This window comes from Novosphingobium sp. CF614 (genome assembly GCF_900113255.1).
Lineage (GTDB): Bacteria > Pseudomonadota > Alphaproteobacteria > Sphingomonadales > Sphingomonadaceae > Novosphingobium.
The window spans coordinates 71,150-87,537 of sequence record NZ_FOOR01000004.1; the positions used below are offsets into that span (position 1 = coordinate 71,150).

Genomic DNA, 16,388 nt, shown 5'->3' on the forward strand with positions numbered 1-16,388 from the left:
AAGAAACCATTATTAGAGCCGTTCGACCACCGCGTCACCGATTTCCCGCGTGCCGGCGCCGCCGCCCAGGTCGGCGCCCTTGACGCCCGCCGCCAGCGCGCCGGCGACCGCCTGTTCGATGCGCACGGCCTGCTCTTCAAGCCCGAGCGAATGGCGCAGCAGCATCGCGGCGGACAGGATCGTCGCCATCGGGTTGGCCAGCCCCTTGCCGGCGATATCGGGCGCGGAGCCGTGGATCGGCTCGTAAAGGCCGAAAGTGCCCTCGGCAAGGCTGGCCGAGGCGAGCAGGCCGATCGAACCGACGCACATGCTCGCCTGGTCGGAAAGGATGTCGCCGAACAAGTTGCCGGTAACGATCACGTCGAAGGCGCCGGGGTTCTTGACCAGCTGCATCGCCGCGTTGTCGACATACATGTGGCTCAGCTCGACTTCGGGATATTCGCCGGACACCTCGATCATCACGTCGCGCCAGAGCTGCGAGGTTTCCAGCACGTTGGCCTTGTCGACCGAGCACAGCCTGCGCGCGCGGCCCATCGCGGCGGTGAAAGCGGTATGGGCGATGCGGCGCACTTCGTCCTCGGCATAGGACATCATGTCCCACCCCTGGCGGCGGCCGTCCTCCAGCGTGCGCATGCCCTTCTCGCCGAAATAGACGTCGCCGTTGAGCTCGCGCACGATCAGCAGGTCGATCCGGGCGGCCACTTCGGGGCGCAGCGTGGTCAGGTCCTCAAGGCCCGGAAAGACGCGCGCCGGGCGCAAGTTGGCGAACAGGCCGAGTTCCTTGCGCAGGCCCAGGATCGCCTGCTCGGGCCGCAAGTGGCGTTCGAGGTGATCGCAGGAAAAATCGCCCACCGCGCCGAACAGGATCGCATCGGCCGAACGGGCGGTTTCCAGCGTCGCCTCCGGCAGCGGGTGGCCGTGCTTGCGCCAGGCCATGCCGCCCACGTCGCCTTCGAGCAGCTCCAGGCCCGGCAGGTCCAGCTTCCGCAGCACCCGCACCGCCTGCTCGGTAACCTCGGGACCGATCCCGTCCCCTGCAAAAACCGCGATGCGCATGTCTTTATCCCAATGCCTACCCGTCAATCCGCGCCAGCCGCTCGCGCAGCAGGGCGCGCGCCGCCATAACGTCTTTGCGGCGATCGGCAAGCGGGTAGCGGGCCAATTCGCGCCCGATGCGATCGAATGCGTGGAGAATGGCCGGCCAGTCGGACTGCCCCGGCCGCGCCACCGGCACGCCGTAGCCCAGCTCGCGCAGCAGCAGCACTTCGTAGGACAGCAGCGACAGCGCCCAGCCCCGGGCCGAGGGCGCCATGCAGATCGCCCCCAGGACCCCGGAAAGGGCCTCGTGCAGCGCGGGATAGGCATGGCGTTCGGGAAGCGCCGCGGCGGTGAGCGCCGTCACCCAGGCGATGGCGGCGGCGGGCAGCGGTTCGCTCAGCCAGGGGCCGCGGCTGTGCAGCAGCTCGACGCGGGCAAAGGGAAGCCGGCTGTCCGACTTCGATCGCACTTCGGCCTCCACCGCGTTCCCCGGAATCAGCACCGGCCGCAGCTGCCGCCCCCTGCCCCCGGCGACATAGGCCGCGACCAGGCCGTGCTCGGCGGTGAGCAGCCGGACGATCACGGCGGTCTCGCCGTGCGGATGGGCGGCGCAGACAAGGGCGGGGGCGCGGAACTGCATCGGGCCGGTGTGGAAGGGCGAAGCGGCAACGGCAAGCCCGCTAAAGCGAAGAACCCGAAATCCGAATCAATCCCCGCTCACCCTGAGCCCGTCGAAGGGTCTCGGCGCCGAGACCCTTCGACGGGCTCAGGGTGAGCGGGTTTGGAGCAGATTTCGGGCGCGATGCTCTGGCGCGATGCTACGGCGAGTGGATGAACGGCGCCAGCGGCCGGTTCAGCCCGCCTGGTTCAACTTCGCTTCGATGGCATCGAGCCGCGCCTTGAGCGCATCGGCTTCCGCGCGGGCGGTGGCGGCCATTTCCTTGACCGCATCGAATTCCTCGCGGCTGACGAAGTCCATGTCTCCCATGAACTCCTTGAACCGCTCGCGCGCATTGTCGCGGGCTTCGCGGCCCATGCCGGCGAGCGTGCCGGCGGCGCTGTTCATCATCTTCACGAAATCGGCGACGAAGGGGTTTTCGCTTTGCATGGCGCCTAGATGGAACGAGCGGGACGAAGGTGCAAGAGGGGAGGCGCAAGAGGGCAGGCGCAAGAGGGATCGGCGGCGTATCAGATCGTATAGCGCACGACCGCGCCGTTGCCCTCGGCCCCGTCCATCGCCGGATTGGCCTGGAGCAGGGCGAAATTGAGGTACGTCGCGAACAGCAGCCACAGCACGTAGGGCACCAGCAGCAGCGCCGCGACCTGCCGCACGTTCCAGAACAGCACCGTGGTGGCCAGCGCGGCGACATCGAGCAGCGCGATCACGATCAGCCCGCCGGTCAGCAGGTGGGCACCGAAGAACACCGGCGACCAGGCCAGGTTGAGCGCGAACTGCACCGCGAAGGCGATCACCGCCGGCCCGCGTCCGCGCGCGCCCCGGGCCGAAAGGACGATCGCCAGCGCCAGCCCCATCAGCACGTAGAGCACCGTCCACACGACCGCGAAACTTTGCGCCGGGGGATAGGCGGCGGGCTTCACCAGCGCGGCGAACCACGGATTCTCCGGCCCGCTCTGCACCGTCGTTCCCGACAGGAAGCCCAGCAGCACGGCGGCGGGAACGCAGACGAGAGCCCAACGCATGAAACTCGCACGCAACTGGCCTGGAGAGGCTAGCAGGTTCATTCCGCGCAATTACTCCCGAATCGGCACAAGGCCACGAACGCGGCGCGTTTTGTGAAGCGGTGGGGCGAAAGGTGCAATCGTCAGCTAACCGCCGCGGCGTGCCGAAACGAGAAACTCCACATTGCCTTCCGGCCCGGTGATCGGACTTTCGACGATTCCCTGGATCGCCCAGCCCTGCCCTTCCAGCCAGGCGCGCACTTCCCCGCAGACGCGTGCGTGGAGCGCGGGATCGCGCACCACCCCGCCCTTGCCGACCTCGCCGCGCCCCACTTCGAACTGCGGCTTGATGAGCGCGACCAGGCGGCAGGCCGGGGCAGCGAGGCGCAAGGGCGTTTCCAGCACTTTGGCAAGGCCGATGAAGCTGGCGTCGCACACCACCCAGCCGCACGGCGCGTCGATCATCGCCGGAGTCAGCACGCGGGCGCTGGTCTGCTCGAGCACGGTGACGCGCGGGTCCTGCCGCAGCTTCCAGGCGAGCTGGTTGGTGCCCGAATCGACCGCGAAGACGCGCGCCGCGCCCTTGCTCAGCAGGACGTCGGTGAAGCCGCCGGTGGAACTGCCGATGTCCATGGCGACGGCGCCCGCCGGATCGAGCCCGAAATGTTCGATCGCGTGGGCAAGCTTGATCCCCCCGCGCGAGACCCAGGGATGATCGCGCCCGCGCACTTCCAGCGGGGCATCGGCCTTGAGGCTCTGCCCGGGCTTGGCCAGCTTGGTCTCGCCCGAGAACACCAGTCCGGCCAGCACCAGCGCCTGCGCGCGGGTGCGGCTCTCGGCCAGGCCGCGATCGACCAGTAGCTGGTCGACGCGCGCCTTGGCCGGGGCACGGCTCTTTTCGACAGGACGAGTGGCGGACGGGTCGGTCATCGGGGCTAGCGCACTTGAGGTGGGGCGCGTGTCATTCCATACCACGCGGATGAAGGCAAATCCGCGCACTTGCGCCCCGATCCCCAAAACGATGCTGCTGACGGCCTTGCTGACGGCCTGCGTGCCGCAGCCGCCCGCCGTTCCCCCTGCGCCCCGGCCCGCGCCGCCGCCGATCCAGCGGCCCGCGCCGCGCCCCGCGCCCCCCACGCCCATGCCGTCGGCCGCTCCCAACTGGCACGACGCTCCGGCCACGCCGGGCGGCTGGCAATGGACCGCCGGCGCCGCCGGCTCCACCGCTAGCTTCGCCGGCGGCCAGTTCGTGATGCGCTGCCAGCGCGCCCAGGGCACCGTCTCGCTGCTGCGTGCGGCCACGGGGGCGACCGCTCCGGCGATAGTCACGATCATGACCACCCAAGGCGCTTACGCGATCAACGGCAATCCGGTCGCCGGCGGCATCGAGGCGGTCCTGCCGGCACGCGATTCGCGGCTCGACGCCATGGCGTTCAGCCGCGGCCGCTTCGCGGTGCTGGTAGCCGGACTGGCGCCGCTCTACGTCCCGAGCTGGACGGAAGTTTCGCGAATCATCGAGGATTGCCGGTGAAAAACAGGCCGGCGCCTTCCTGAAGGCGGGAAGGCGAAATCCGGATCAAGAGCTGCTCACCCTGGGCCTGTCGAGGAGTGCGGGGGGGATGGAGCAGCTTTGGAACGAGGCCCCCCCAGGGTCCTTTCGGCGGTGTCCTTTCGGAGAGGTCCTTTCGCCGCCGCCGAGGCGTTGTTCGGGCCATGCCGCGGCCGCAGCGGGCCGTCCCCGGAACGGTGCCTGCAAGTCGCCGCACCGTTGGGGAAAACTGGCCGGAAGTCCCGATAATGACCGCAAAAAAAATGATTGCAAGACTTGTTGTGCGCTGCGGAATCGGACACATCTTGCATCAAGACGACGGGCCCCGGGAAACGCGCCAGGGAGTTACCGAAGTCCCAGTCGCATCAAGCGGCGTTCTTGGCTCAACAGCGCGAAAGGAGGTGATCCGATGTCTCATGGTTCAGCAGAGAGGTCGGCAATTTCCGTCGCGAGGCATTATCGCTGAGTATCGATTGAAGCGATAAAGGCTTTCGCTGGCGGCACTTCCCGGCCGCTGACCATGCGAAGGGCCGTACCGAGCTTCGGTGCGGCCCTTCTCATTTGGACGGCCAGCCCGGCGTGCATTCCATCGGCCTCGCCAGGTCGAATACATATCGAAACCATTTCAAGTAGTTAGGGCGTCCTGCCCAAAACCTGCTCCGTTCACCTTCACCGACGTCGCGGATTGCGTTGTGGATTGCCGGCCTTCGGCGTAGCGATGACGAAGGGGCTTGGCGAGCCTCGCCCCGGGAGACTTGCCGTTACTCCGCCGCGTCCCGCAGCGGCGACGCCATCTGGTAGTCGGGCAACGCGTCCAGCGCGTGCTTGAGCGCTTCGCCCCAGCCGGTGGAAACGGACTGGAAGTAGGCATCGCCCGCATCGATCCGGCGTTCGTGGCACGGCGTGAAGCAATCGCGCGCGATCACCAGCAGGTCCAGCGGCAGGCCCACCGAAAGGTTGGCCTTGATGGTCGAATCGAACGAGACCGTCATCAGCTTGACCGCCGCTTCGAAAGTCATGGTCCGGTCGTATCCCCGGATCAGGATCGGCCGGCCGTACTTGGTCTCACCGATCTGGAAGAACGGCGTGTCGAAGCTCGCCTCGATGAAATTGCCTTCCGGATAGATCAGGAACAGGCGCGGCTCCATGCCCTCGATCTGGCCGGCCACGATCATCGAGGCGCTGAACGTCCCCGCCGCGCTCTGGCCGTTGTCGGCGGCGCGCGCGGCGATGGTATCCTGCAGCAGGTTGCCCACGATCGTCGCGACCTGGAACATGGTATCGGCTTCCAGCAGCGAGTTGTGCCGCTCGGAAGGCGCCTTGTTGCGCTCTTCCAGCTGGCTGATGACGGCCTGGGTGGTGGCGAGGTTGCCCGCCGTCATCACCGCCACGATCCGCTTGCCGGGAATTTCCCAATGATACATCTTGCGGAAGGTGGAGATGTTGTCGACGCCGGAATTGGTGCGCGTGTCGCTCATCAGAACGAGCCCGCGATCCAGCATCATGCCCACGCAATACGTCATTTTAAAATTTCGCCCCTGCAAACCCTTGATGCCGCGCGGCCCCAGCTGCTGCGCGGACCCGGTGCGGAAGACGGCCCTTCAGCCGCCCTGAACCTGTTGTTGCCCGCCGCCGCCGGCAGACTGCTGTTGCTGCATGCCTACCAGCTTCTCGCCCACCGACAAGTGGACGTCGAGGCGAGTTTCCCCAGCTCCCACGGCTATACCTGTAACCGGAGCCGCCTCGCCATAGTCACAACCGGTGGCTACGCGGATATACCGCTCGTCGGGACAGATCGCGTTGGAAATGTCGAAACCGACCCAGCCCAGCCCCGCCACGTGGGCCTCGGCCCAGCCGTGCCCGGCCTCCTCCTCCACCTTGTCGTCCATCTTCAGGTAGCCGCCGACATAGCGCATCGGGATATCGAGCAGGCGGCCGGCGCTGATGAAGATATGCGCATGGTCCTGGCACACGCCTTTTCCGGCGGTCAGCGCCTGTTCGGCGGTGGTGCCGACATCGGTGGTGCCGGGGACGTATTCGACTTGTTCCGAAATCGTGCGCGACAGCGCGTGGAGATAGTCCAGCGTGTTCGAACGGTCGGCATCGATCGAAGCGACCAGCTGGCGCACGCGGTTGCCGGCGCGGGTGAGCGGCGTGGGGCGCAGGAAGCACCACAGCGGCATGTGGCCGAAATGGATTCCCGTCACGCCGCTGTTGTCGACGGTGCGCACGGTGCCGCTGCAGGTAATGACGACTTCCGGCGCGCCCGGTTCGATCGACACCAGATCGATGTGGTTGTGGTGCTGATCGTCGTAGGCGGCTTCCCGCTTCGCCCCGGCAAGGTCCATGCGCCATTCGAGCACGTCCTGGCCATGGGTGGACTTGGGCTTCAGCCGCAGCCGTTGCAGCCCGTGGGAGACCTTTTCCGCGAAGGCGTAGCGCGTGGTGTGGGTGACGGTCAGGAGCACTGGGACCTGTCCTATTCGATGAAGCGATAATCGGCGGCGATGGCGCTGCCGATCTCTATGGTCTTGCCGATGAAGTGCTGCAGGAATTCATGCAGTCCGCCGTCGAAGATTTCCTCGACCGAAGTCTGGTGCAGCCTGGCCCCGGCATCGCGCAGCAGTTCGTGCGCGGAGACTTCGTGGCCGTATTCCTTGGCAAGGCCCGCCATGTTGCTGCGAATCTTTTCGTAGCAGAAGATCAGGCTGCGCGGAAACTGGCCGTCGAGGATCAGGAAACGCGCGATCCCGCGCGGGTCCATCGAGCCGGCATTGAGCCAGGAATAGGCGCGATAGCCCGCCACCGAACGCAGCAGCGTGTCCCACTGCACGTTGTCCAGGCTCGATCCCACCCAGGCCGCCGAGGGCAGGAGCACGTAATACTTCACGTCGAGGATGCGCGCGGTGTTGTCGGCGCGCTCGATGAACGTGCCGATGCGCGCGAAGTTGAACACTTCGTTGCGCAGCATCGAGCCTTCCATCGCGCCGCGCACCAGCGTCGCCTGGCGGCGGATGGCGGCCAGCACCTCGCCCAGGCTGGTCTCGCGGACCGGGCGGGAGAGCAGATCGCGCAGCGTCATCCAGCCTTCGTTGGTCGCTTCCCATACCGAGTTGGTGATGCTGGTGCGCACGACGCGGGCATTGGTGCGCGCGTTCTCCACCATCTGGAGCACCGAGCCGGGATTGTCCTTGTCGCGCAGCAGGAAGTTGAACACTTGCGGCCCGCCGAAATCGGAATGGGTCCGGCAATAGGCCTCCACCTGGCCGGTGGTGGTCAGGACCGACTTCCATTCCTCGTCGGCCGAGTGCTTGTCTCCCCGGGTGAGCGCGAGGTGGAAGCCCACGTCGATCAGACGCGCCGTGTTCTCCGCCCGTTCGAGGTAGCGCGTCATCCAGTAGACGCCGTTGGCTGCTCTTCCCAGCATTACTCGTCCAGTACCCAGGAGTCCTTGGTGCCGCCGCCCTGCGACGAATTGACCACCAGCGACCCCTTCTTCAGCGCCACGCGCGTGAGGCCGCCCGGCGTGATATCGATGCCGTCGGGCGAAACCAGCACGAACGGCCGCAGGTCCACGTGGCGCGGCGCGAGGCCTTCCTTGGTGAAGATCGGCACGGTGGAAAGCGAAAGCGTGGGCTGCGCGATGTAGTTGTCCGGCTTGGCGCGCAGCTTGGCTTCGAAATCGGCCAGTTCCTTCTTCGAGGAGGTCGGCCCGATCAGCATGCCGTAGCCGCCCGAGCCATGGACTTCCTTGACGACCAGATCGGCCAGGTTATCGAGCACATAGGCCAGCGCATCGGCTTCCGAACAGCGCCAGGTCGGCACGTTGCTCAGGATCGGCTTCTCGCCGGTGTAGAACTCGACGATCTCGGGCATGTAGCTGTAGATCGCCTTGTCGTCGGCGATGCCGGTGCCCGGCGCGTTGGCGATGGTGATGCCGCCGGCGCGGTAGACGTCCATGATGCCGGCCACGCCCAGGACCGAATTCGGATTGAAGCTGAGCGGATCGAGGTAATCGTCGTCGACCCGGCGATAGATCACGTCGACCGCCTTGTAGCCGGTGGTGGTGCGCATGGCGACGCGCCCGTCGACCACGCGCAAGTCGCTGCCTTCCACCAGTTCCGCGCCCATCTGGTCGGCCAGGAAGGCATGCTCGAAATAGGCCGAGTTGTAGATCCCCGGGGTCAGCACCGCCACCACCGGGCGCCTGCCACCCCCATTGCCGCCCCCCTTGCCACCATCGTAGGCCGGCGGCGCGCAGGCCCGCAGCGAGCGGGCCAGGCGGCGCGGATAGTCGGAAACCGGCCGCACCGGGATCTTGGTGAACAGCTCGGGAAACATCGCCATCATCGTTTCGCGATTCTCGAGCATGTACGAGACGCCGGACGGCGTGCGGGCATTGTCCTCCAGCACCATGAATTCGTCCGGGCCGGTGCGCACCAGGTCGATGCCGACGATATGCGTGTAGACCCCGCCCGGCGGGGTGAAGCCGATCATCTGCGTCAGGAACGCCTCGTTATGGCGCAGGGCATCGATCGGCAGGCGGCCTGAGCGGATGATCTCCTGCCGGTGGTAGAGATCCTGCAGGAAGGCATTGAGCGCCCTCACCCGCTGTTCGATCCCGCGCGTCAGCTTGCGCCATTCGCGGGCGGTGATGATGCGGGGGATCATGTCGAACGGGATCAGCCGTTCTTCGGCCGCATCGTCCCCATAGACGTTGAAAGTGATGCCGATGCGGCGAAAGAACCGTTCCGCCTCCGCGTCCTGCCGCCGGAGCCAGGTCTTGTCCTGGGAATCGTACCACTCGCAGAAATCGGCATAAGCGGGACGGACCGAACCGTCCTGATTGAGCATCTCGTCGAAATTCGTAACGCTCGCAGCCGACATTGTGACTCCCGTTTGTCCATGTGATGCAACATGGAAAGGGACTTGCCAAGCGTTTACGCTGCACTTGCGAAATATATTGCCGGTGCCCGAGAAGCGCGGAAACCGGAGCGGTTCGGTCAGGATTTGCGGTCAGAGCAGATCCCGCGCCTCCAGGTCGGCGCGCAGGCCGGCGGCATCCTGGAAATGATGCACCTGCCAGCCCAGATCGCGCGCCGCGGCGATGTTCGCGGCGTTGTCGTCGATGAACAGCATGGCGCCCGGCTCATGCCCGAACCGCCGCGCGGCAAGCTGGAAGATGCGCGCATCGGGCTTGGCGAGCTTCTCGTCGCCCGAGACCACCACGTCGCCGAACAGGTCGAACAGCGGCTCGCCCGCCCGGTACTCGCGCCAGAAAGCGCTGGCGAAGTTGGTGATGGCGAACAGCGGCACCTGCCGCGCGGCCAGCTCGCGCACGATCGCGTGGCTGCCCGGGACGTTGCCGGGGATCGTCTCCAGGAACCGCGTGGCATAAGCGTCGATCAGGTCGTCATGGCCGGGAAACTCGGCCTTGCGGGCGGCGATCAGCTCGCCGAGATCGCACCCCGCGTCGTGCCGGGCATGCCACTCCTCGGTCACGACGGTGCCGCAGAACCAGTCCAGCCGCGCCGGATCGTCGATCAGCTTGGCGAACAGCCGGCGCATGTCCCACTGGACGAGCACGCGGCCGACGTCGAACACGACGGCCCGGACCGAAGCAACCTGGACCGGAAGATCAACGGCAGACATGACAAGACCCCCGCGAATGGCGGGGGCCTTCGAGTGTCATCGCAATGGCCCGTCCGCCGGATGGGCGAAACGAATCAGCCCTGGCGCGCCTTGAAGCGGCGATTGGTCTTGTTGATGACGTAAGTGCGGCCGCGACGACGGATCACGCGGTTATCCCGGTGGCGGCCCTTGAGCGACTTCAGGCTGTTGCGAATCTTCATGGCTTGTCTCGTCTGTCTGGGCGGTTACCGACCGCCGGAAATTCGAAGTGGCGCCGTTAGTGGGAGCAGTCCCCAAAGTCAAGCGCGGCGGGTGCCGCGCATGCGGCCCCGCCCCGTTCATCTGCCGGCAATCCTGCGCGCGCATAACGGAAATTGGGCGCGACCCCACCGAATTCGGAAAAAATGACAACGACGATGAAACAACGCAAGGGGAAACAACGCAAGGGCGTGGTCTTCGCCGCGGGCATGATCGCCATGCTGCTCGCTTCCCCCTCCGCCCAGGCTCGTCCGGGAGGCTGGGGGGACGGAGGGTATCCGGGCGGGGGCTATCCAGGCTGGGGTTCTCCGGGCTGGGATGGGCCGATGGGCGCGCCGATGTCGCGCGGTGGTTCGCGCGACCCGCGCGAGGGCCGCGTCGCGGTCAGCCGTTTCGTCGTTGCCGAACCGGCCGCCGATGCGCTCGGCCACGGCCCCGTCACCGTCGAATCCGAATCCGGCGAAGGCCCCTGGGTCGAAACCGGCCAGCGCGCCGCATACGAAGCCGCCGTCATCGACGCGCTCGTCGGCGCCGGCTACGATACGCTGCACCCCGGCGGCGCGCAGGCCCAAGTCGCGAAGCTGCGGGTCACCCGCCAGGTGCTCGTCCCCGCCGAGGAAAAGAAGAGCCCGGTCAGCGGCAGCGCGGCCATGTCCGTGGGCACGCATGGCTCCGCCTATGGCCTCGCCGTCAATGTCGACATGACCAAGCCCCGCGCGGCGCTCGTTTCCACGCGGCTCGACGCCCGCATCCTCGACCAGGCGAGCGGCAAGGTCCTGTGGGAAGGCTATGCGACGATCGCCACCCGCGAAGGCGACGACGACTGGGGCGAGGGCCGCATCGCAAGCAAACTGGCCGCCGCGCTCTTCGACAACTTCCCCAAGGCGGACGCGATCGTGCCGGCGGGCGCCCCGATCGGTTGACACGCGCTTGCTTCCTGCCGCGGCAGGGGGCAAACCCGTGGTGGAAAAACACGCCGGGGAATTCCCGGCTTCCCTGCCGCCGAGAGGATGCGATGATCCAGTCCCCGTATGCCTGCCTGCGCGCCCGCCTGCGCGCCTGCTCGCCCCGCAAGGCGATCGGCGTGCTGGCGCTGGCCGCCAGCGCGGCGCTCGCCGGCTGCGTCGCCCCCGTGGGACCGGTCGAGGTGACGCGTTTCCACGCGGCGGAAACCGCCTCGCTGGGGCATGGAACGATCCGCGTCGAACCGGCGCCGGGCCAGGCCGACGACATGGAATTCCGCAGCTACGCCGCCGCCGTCGGACGCGAGCTGGCGCGCCTGGGCTATGCCCAGCCCCTGCCCGGCGAGAGCGGCAGCCAGCAAGTCGCGGTGCTCAGCCTGGAGCGGCAGCGCTTCCAGCCGCAGCGCCGTTCCGGCCCCGTCTCGGTGGGCCTCGGCGGCGCCACCGGCAGCTATGGCTCGGGGGTCGGGCTGGGCATCGGCATCGACCTTTCCGGCCCGCCGCCCGAACAGGTCGCCACCAGGCTCGCCGTCACGATCCGCGACCGGGCCAGCGGCAGGCCGCTTTGGGAAGGCCGCGCCATGTTCGCGGTGCGCGCCGATTCGCCGATGGCGCAGACCGCGCTCGGCGCGGCGAAAATGGCCGAGGCGCTGTTCAAGGGGTTTCCGGGCGAGTCCGGTGAAACTATCCTGGTGAAATGACAGATATCGAAATCAGCGCCGCGTTCGATTCCGGCAATATCGAAATCCTCTCCATCGATGGCCCGCAGGCTCGCCTCGCGATCAGGAAGGACCACGATTCCGAGTTCTTCCAGTGGTTCCATTTCCGGGTCAGCGGCGCCAAGGGCCGCGATCTGGCGCTGACCATCACCGGCCTCGGCGGCTCGGCCTATCCGATGGGCTGGCGGGGCTACCACGCCTGCGTCTCGGAAGACCGGCAATTCTGGGCCCGGACCGGGAGCGACTGGGACGAGCATCGCGACGGCGGCGCGCTCACCATCCGCTACCGCCCAGCCCGCGACATCGCCTGGTTCGCCTATTTCGCGCCCTATTCGATGGAGCGCCACCACGACCTGATCGCGGGCATGGCCGGCGCCGACGGCGTGGAGTACCGGTGCCTGGGCCGGAGCCTGGACGGCCAGCCGATCGACTGCCTCGAGCTGGGCTCCGGCCCCGTGCAGGTCTGGCTCTACGCCCGGCAGCATCCCGGCGAGACGATGGCCGAATGGTGGACGCAGGGCGCGCTGGAACTGCTAACCGATCCGGCAAGCGCGACCGGGCGGGAACTGCGCCGCCGCTGCCGGTTCCATGTGGTGCCCAACGCCAATCCCGACGGATCGCGGCGCGGCCACTTGCGGACCAATGCCGCGGGCGTGAACCTCAACCGCGAATGGCACGGTCCCAGCCTCGATAAATCCCCCGAAGTCCTGGCGATCCGCGATGCCATGGATGCCAGCGGAGTCGACTTCGCCATCGACGTCCATGGCGACGAGGCGATCCCGGCGGTGTTCCTCGCCGGTTTCGAAGGCATTCCCGCGCTCACCGACCGGCAACTGGCGGGCTACAACCGCTATGCCGCGATTCTCGAACGCCGGACGCCCGATTTCCAGACCAAGGTCGGCTATCCGATCGCGAGGCCGGGCACCGCCAACCTCTCGATGTCGACCAACCAGCTCGCCGAGCGCTTCGGCTGCGTGGCGATGACGCTGGAAATGCCGTTCAAGGACCACGATCCCGCCGCCGACCCCCGCCAGGGCTGGAGCCCGGAACGCTCCATGCAACTGGGGCGCGACTGCATGGGGACGCTGCTCGAATGGCTGGCGGAGGCCGGCGCCTGAACGGCGTCTCCTGACCGGGTCATGTCCTGCCCCCCGGTTATGCGGGGCCCAGGTTCGCCGGCCCGAACGCATGCGGCAGCAATTCGGAGAGGCGCAGCTCCAGCACGCCTTGCCCGCCATCGCACCAGATCACCGGATCGGTGCCGCCCAGTTGCGCCAGTTCGTTGAGGACCTGCCGGCACCGCCCGCAGGGGGTGACGGTCGGCCCCTCGCCCGGCGCGCCGGGAGCGCCGCCGGCCACCGCCACGGCTTCCAGCATGCCATGCCCGCCGCCCGAAAGGATCTTGGCCACCGCCACCGTTTCGGCGCAGAGCGCCAGGCCGTAGCTGGCGTTCTCGACATTGGCGCCGGTCACCACCGAGCCGTCGGCCAGCAGCAGCGCGGCGCCGACGTGGAACCGCGAGTAGGGCGCATAGGCCCCGCCCGCCGCCTCGCGCGCCGCCGCGACCAGCATGTCGCGTTGCGCCTGGGTGAAATCCGCGCTCATGGCTGCACCACTACCCAGCGCAGGCCGTCCTGTGCAATCTCGTTGGCAAGGTCGGTATTGGCGGTCCACAGCGTCCAGGGCCGGCCGGCATAGCCGGGCATGAACCGGTCGCGCACCAGCCAGAGGTTGCGGTCGAGCTTGCGGGCGATCGCATAGCGTGCCTCGAAGCGGTCGATGACCTTCAGGATGGCCGGCTTGCCGGTATGCGTCTCGATCTGGTTGAGGAAAGTCATCAGCTCGCTTTCGACCCTGGCATCGGAAACCTTCACCGGACAGCCATCGGCCAGCATGTCGAGTTCGATCGCCGGCGGCAGCAGCGCCGGATCGCGCGGCACCGTGGTAACGAAGTTCGCCGCCTGCTTGTCGGCGGGCTGGCACGGGTCATAGCGATGGACCGCGCCCACCTGCATGCCCGCCGCCCGCGCCGCGTCGAAGTTGGCGACGAAGCGCGGATCGCGCGCGAAAGCGCTGGCGCTGGCATCGACATAGGCGAAATCGGCCCCGATCGCCTTCAGCGATTCCCAGTTCACCTCGCCGTCGTCCGTGCCGATCTCCACCCCCTGGACCGGATAGGTCGAGCGATCCGGCGTCCAGTGATGAAGCTGCCACCACGCCCATGCCCCCGCGATCATCGCCGCAAGCAGCAACGCGCCCAGGATACGCAGCCTGGCGACACCGCGCGGCCTTGCGGACCTGGCGCCCCTCCGCGCTCCCCGAGCTGCCAAACGCCCCTCCTCAGCCCCGGATATGGAGCACGCAGATCAGCGTGAACAACCGCCGCGCCGTGGCGAAATCGGTTTCGACCTTGCCTTCCAGCCGTTCCAGCAGCAGCTCCGCCGCTTCGTTGTGAACGCCGCGGCGGGCCATGTCGATGGTCTCGATCTCCTGCGCGGTGGCCTTGCGGATCGCCTGGTAATAGCTTTCGCAGATCGCGAAGTATTCGCGGATCGGCCGGCGGAACCGGGCCAGTCCCAGCAGGAGCGTCTCCAGCGGTTCGCCCGTCTCGCTGGCGATCTCCAGCGACAGCCGCCCGTCGCGCACGGCAAGCCGCAAGTGGTACGGCCCCTGATGCCCCGCCTGGAAGGCCCGCAGCGGCTTGAACACGTTGTCCTCGATCAGATCGAAGATGGCGATGCGCCGTTCCTGTTCGATATCGGCGTTGCGCCACAGGATGGTCGCTTCGTCGAGCTCGATGTGGGTGATGCGCGGGTCCGCCATGATGCGCATCGCCTTTACGCGCTCGGATCGTGCCCGGGCAAGCCCGGCCGTGCCGGAAACTCGTGGCCGGCGCCTTTCGGGTCCGCGTTTCGGGCGCCGGCCATCCCCTCGCCCTTCCACAAGCTGTGGATTAAATTCGCGGCAAGTGACGCTTGCGGCCACGACGCGAGACGAGCATGGTGCCGCGCTTATGGCCCAGGAAGACCTTCTCATTCGCGCCGCCAGCGGTCCCGCCGGCAACGCTGACAGCGGTGCGCGTGCGCTGCCCGCCAACGTCGAGGCGGAAGCGGCGTTTCTCGGCGCGGTACTGATCGACAACCGGGTGATCGAGGAATTGCAGACCCAGCTGGGGCCCCTGCACTTCTTCGAGCCGGTTCATGCCCGCATCTACGAACGCATCCTGCAACTGCTCGATCGCAAGGCGGTGGTGACGCCGGTCACCCTGCGCCCCTACTTCGAGGCCGACGAGGCGTTGAAGGCGCTGGGCGGCGTCGCCTACCTGGCGCGGCTCACCGCCGACGGCCAGGGCCTGCTCGCCCCGCGCGAACTGGCCGAGCAGATCTACGACCTCGCCTTGCTGCGCGAGCTGATCTCGGTCGGCCGGGCCCTGGTGGAAAGCGCCATGGACACCTCCGAATCGGTCGAACCGATGCAGCAGGTCGAACGGGCGGAAGCGGCGCTCTACAAGGTCGCCGAGGGCGCGGCCGCCGCCAACGAGGCGCAGAGCTTCGGCACAGCCACCCGCACCGCGATCCAGGCGATTGAAAAGGCGTTCAATTCCGGCGGCCACATTTCCGGCAAGACCACCGGCCTCACCTCGATCAACGAGAAGATCGGCGGCCTGCACGATTCCGACCTCATCATCCTGGCCGGCCGGCCCGGCATGGGCAAGACCTCGCTTGTCACCAACATCGCCTTCAATGCCGCCGACCGCCTGCAGCGCGATCTGGCGGACGGCATCGCGCCGGAAAAATCGGTGGGGGCGGCAACCGCGTTCTTCAGCCTGGAAATGAGCGCCGACCAGCTCGCCACGCGCATCCTGGCCGAACAGTCGGGCATCAGTTCCGAAGCGCTGCGCATGGGCAAGATCAGCCGCGAGGATTTCCAGCAGCTCTCCTTCGCCAGCCAGCGCCTGGCCGAGCTGCCGCTTTACATCGACGATACGCCCGGCCTCTCGATCGCCGCCCTGCGCACCCGGGCGCGGCGGCTGAAGCGGCGCCATGACATCGGCCTGGTGGTGATCGACTATCTCCAGCTGCTGCAGGGTTCCGGCCGCGCACAGGACAACCGGGTTAACGAGATTTCAGAAATTTCCCGTGGCCTCAAGACCTTGGCGAAGGAACTTTCGGTTCCGGTGATCGCGCTTTCGCAGCTCAGCCGCGCGGTGGAGCAGCGCGAGGACAAGCGCCCGATGCTCTCGGACCTGCGCGAATCGGGCTCGATCGAGCAGGACGCCGACATGGTCTGGTTCGTCTACCGCGAAGATTACTACGCGATGGCCACCGAGCCCAAGGCACCCACCGAGTCCGATCCGCCCGACGTGCATGCCAAATGGCAGGACTGGCGCGAAAAGATGGAGCGGATCACCGGCCTGTCCGAACTCATCATCGCCAAGCAGCGTCACGGCGCCACCGGGAAAGTGCGGCTGCGCTTCGAGGCGCGGATCACCAAGTTCTCCGACCTCGCGCCCGACGACTTGCGCGCCGCCTACGAAAGCGACTGAACAAG

19 protein-coding genes are annotated in these 16,388 nt (G+C 67.3%); 5 read left to right on the forward strand and 14 right to left on the reverse strand.

Annotated features, from left to right (window positions below):
• Positions 1 to 12: 12 nt before the first annotated feature.
• From leuB to BM052_RS06475, 5 genes are all read right to left on the reverse strand, one after another.
• Positions 13 to 1,056, reverse strand: coding sequence for a 3-isopropylmalate dehydrogenase (leuB, locus tag BM052_RS06455; RefSeq protein WP_091144678.1), 1,044 nt, complete (start codon positions 1,054 to 1,056; stop codon positions 13 to 15).
• 16 nt (positions 1,057 to 1,072) lie between these two features.
• A complete protein-coding gene (locus tag BM052_RS06460; RefSeq protein WP_091144680.1) occupies positions 1,073 to 1,678 on the reverse strand; it encodes a DNA repair protein RecO in 606 nt (201 codons plus the stop codon).
• A 213-nt stretch (positions 1,679 to 1,891) separates the two neighbouring features.
• Complete coding sequence (locus BM052_RS06465; RefSeq protein WP_091144682.1) at positions 1,892 to 2,146, reverse strand: accessory factor UbiK family protein; 255 nt, start codon at positions 2,144 to 2,146, stop codon at positions 1,892 to 1,894.
• A gap of 80 nt (positions 2,147 to 2,226) precedes the next feature.
• The gene (locus BM052_RS06470) at positions 2,227 to 2,781 is read right to left on the reverse strand and encodes a TspO/MBR family protein (protein ID WP_091144684.1); all 555 of its coding nucleotides are present in this window, start codon (positions 2,779 to 2,781) and stop codon (positions 2,227 to 2,229) included.
• An 84-nt stretch (positions 2,782 to 2,865) separates the two neighbouring features.
• Complete coding sequence (locus BM052_RS06475; RefSeq protein WP_091145019.1) at positions 2,866 to 3,648, reverse strand: TlyA family RNA methyltransferase; 783 nt, start codon at positions 3,646 to 3,648, stop codon at positions 2,866 to 2,868.
• 28 nt (positions 3,649 to 3,676) lie between these two features.
• On the opposite strand from BM052_RS06475, the gene BM052_RS06480 reads away from it, so the two are divergent.
• Positions 3,677 to 4,249 (forward strand): hypothetical protein, encoded by a 573-nt coding sequence (locus BM052_RS06480; protein ID WP_143084758.1) that lies wholly within the window; start codon positions 3,677 to 3,679, stop codon positions 4,247 to 4,249.
• Between the two features lie 779 nt (positions 4,250 to 5,028).
• Here BM052_RS06480 and BM052_RS06485 read toward each other — a convergent pair.
• From BM052_RS06485 to ykgO, 6 genes are all read right to left on the reverse strand, one after another.
• Complete coding sequence (locus BM052_RS06485; protein ID WP_091144688.1) at positions 5,029 to 5,790, reverse strand: proteasome-type protease; 762 nt, start codon at positions 5,788 to 5,790, stop codon at positions 5,029 to 5,031.
• Between the two features lie 78 nt (positions 5,791 to 5,868).
• The gene (locus tag BM052_RS06490; RefSeq protein WP_091144689.1) at positions 5,869 to 6,735 is read right to left on the reverse strand and encodes a transglutaminase family protein; all 867 of its coding nucleotides are present in this window, start codon (positions 6,733 to 6,735) and stop codon (positions 5,869 to 5,871) included.
• Positions 6,736 to 6,746: 11 nt separating this feature from the next.
• Positions 6,747 to 7,694 (reverse strand): alpha-E domain-containing protein, encoded by a 948-nt coding sequence (locus BM052_RS06495; protein WP_091144692.1) that lies wholly within the window; start codon positions 7,692 to 7,694, stop codon positions 6,747 to 6,749.
• On the reverse strand, positions 7,694 to 9,154 hold the full coding sequence (locus tag BM052_RS06500) for a circularly permuted type 2 ATP-grasp protein (RefSeq protein WP_091144694.1): 1,461 nt from the start codon (positions 9,152 to 9,154) through the stop codon (positions 7,694 to 7,696). The genes BM052_RS06495 and BM052_RS06500 overlap by 1 nt, the downstream gene beginning before the upstream one ends.
• 129 nt (positions 9,155 to 9,283) lie before the next feature.
• Positions 9,284 to 9,919: an HAD-IA family hydrolase gene (locus BM052_RS06505; protein WP_091144696.1), complete on the reverse strand. Its 636-nt coding sequence runs from the start codon at positions 9,917 to 9,919 to the stop codon at positions 9,284 to 9,286.
• 74 nt (positions 9,920 to 9,993) lie between these two features.
• Positions 9,994 to 10,119 (reverse strand): type B 50S ribosomal protein L36, encoded by a 126-nt coding sequence (gene ykgO, locus BM052_RS06510; RefSeq protein WP_004210176.1) that lies wholly within the window; start codon positions 10,117 to 10,119, stop codon positions 9,994 to 9,996.
• Between the two features lie 195 nt (positions 10,120 to 10,314).
• On the opposite strand from ykgO, the gene BM052_RS06515 reads away from it, so the two are divergent.
• From BM052_RS06515 to BM052_RS06525, 3 genes are all read left to right on the forward strand, one after another.
• Positions 10,315 to 11,079 carry a DUF4136 domain-containing protein gene (locus tag BM052_RS06515; protein WP_091144698.1) on the forward strand — a complete coding sequence of 255 codons (765 nt, stop codon included), beginning with the start codon at positions 10,315 to 10,317 and terminating at the stop codon, positions 11,077 to 11,079.
• A gap of 92 nt (positions 11,080 to 11,171) precedes the next feature.
• Positions 11,172 to 11,819: a DUF4136 domain-containing protein gene (locus BM052_RS06520; protein ID WP_255405999.1), complete on the forward strand. Its 648-nt coding sequence runs from the start codon at positions 11,172 to 11,174 to the stop codon at positions 11,817 to 11,819.
• On the forward strand, positions 11,816 to 12,955 hold the full coding sequence (locus BM052_RS06525) for a M14 family metallopeptidase (protein ID WP_091144700.1): 1,140 nt from the start codon (positions 11,816 to 11,818) through the stop codon (positions 12,953 to 12,955). The genes BM052_RS06520 and BM052_RS06525 overlap by 4 nt, the downstream gene beginning before the upstream one ends.
• A 37-nt stretch (positions 12,956 to 12,992) precedes the next feature.
• On the opposite strand, the gene BM052_RS06530 is transcribed toward BM052_RS06525, so the two are convergent.
• The 3 genes from BM052_RS06530 to BM052_RS06540 form a co-directional block, all read right to left on the reverse strand.
• The gene (locus BM052_RS06530) at positions 12,993 to 13,442 is read right to left on the reverse strand and encodes a cytidine deaminase (RefSeq protein WP_091144702.1); all 450 of its coding nucleotides are present in this window, start codon (positions 13,440 to 13,442) and stop codon (positions 12,993 to 12,995) included.
• Positions 13,439 to 14,074, reverse strand: coding sequence for a glycoside hydrolase family 25 protein (locus BM052_RS06535; protein ID WP_091145023.1), 636 nt, complete (start codon positions 14,072 to 14,074; stop codon positions 13,439 to 13,441). The genes BM052_RS06530 and BM052_RS06535 overlap by 4 nt, the downstream gene beginning before the upstream one ends.
• 103 nt (positions 14,075 to 14,177) lie before the next feature.
• Positions 14,178 to 14,660: a UPF0262 family protein gene (locus tag BM052_RS06540; RefSeq protein ID WP_091145026.1), complete on the reverse strand. Its 483-nt coding sequence runs from the start codon at positions 14,658 to 14,660 to the stop codon at positions 14,178 to 14,180.
• A 190-nt stretch (positions 14,661 to 14,850) separates the two neighbouring features.
• On the opposite strand from BM052_RS06540, the gene BM052_RS06545 reads away from it, so the two are divergent.
• Positions 14,851 to 16,383 (forward strand): replicative DNA helicase, encoded by a 1,533-nt coding sequence (locus BM052_RS06545; RefSeq protein WP_091144705.1) that lies wholly within the window; start codon positions 14,851 to 14,853, stop codon positions 16,381 to 16,383.
• Positions 16,384 to 16,388: the final 5 nt, after the last annotated feature.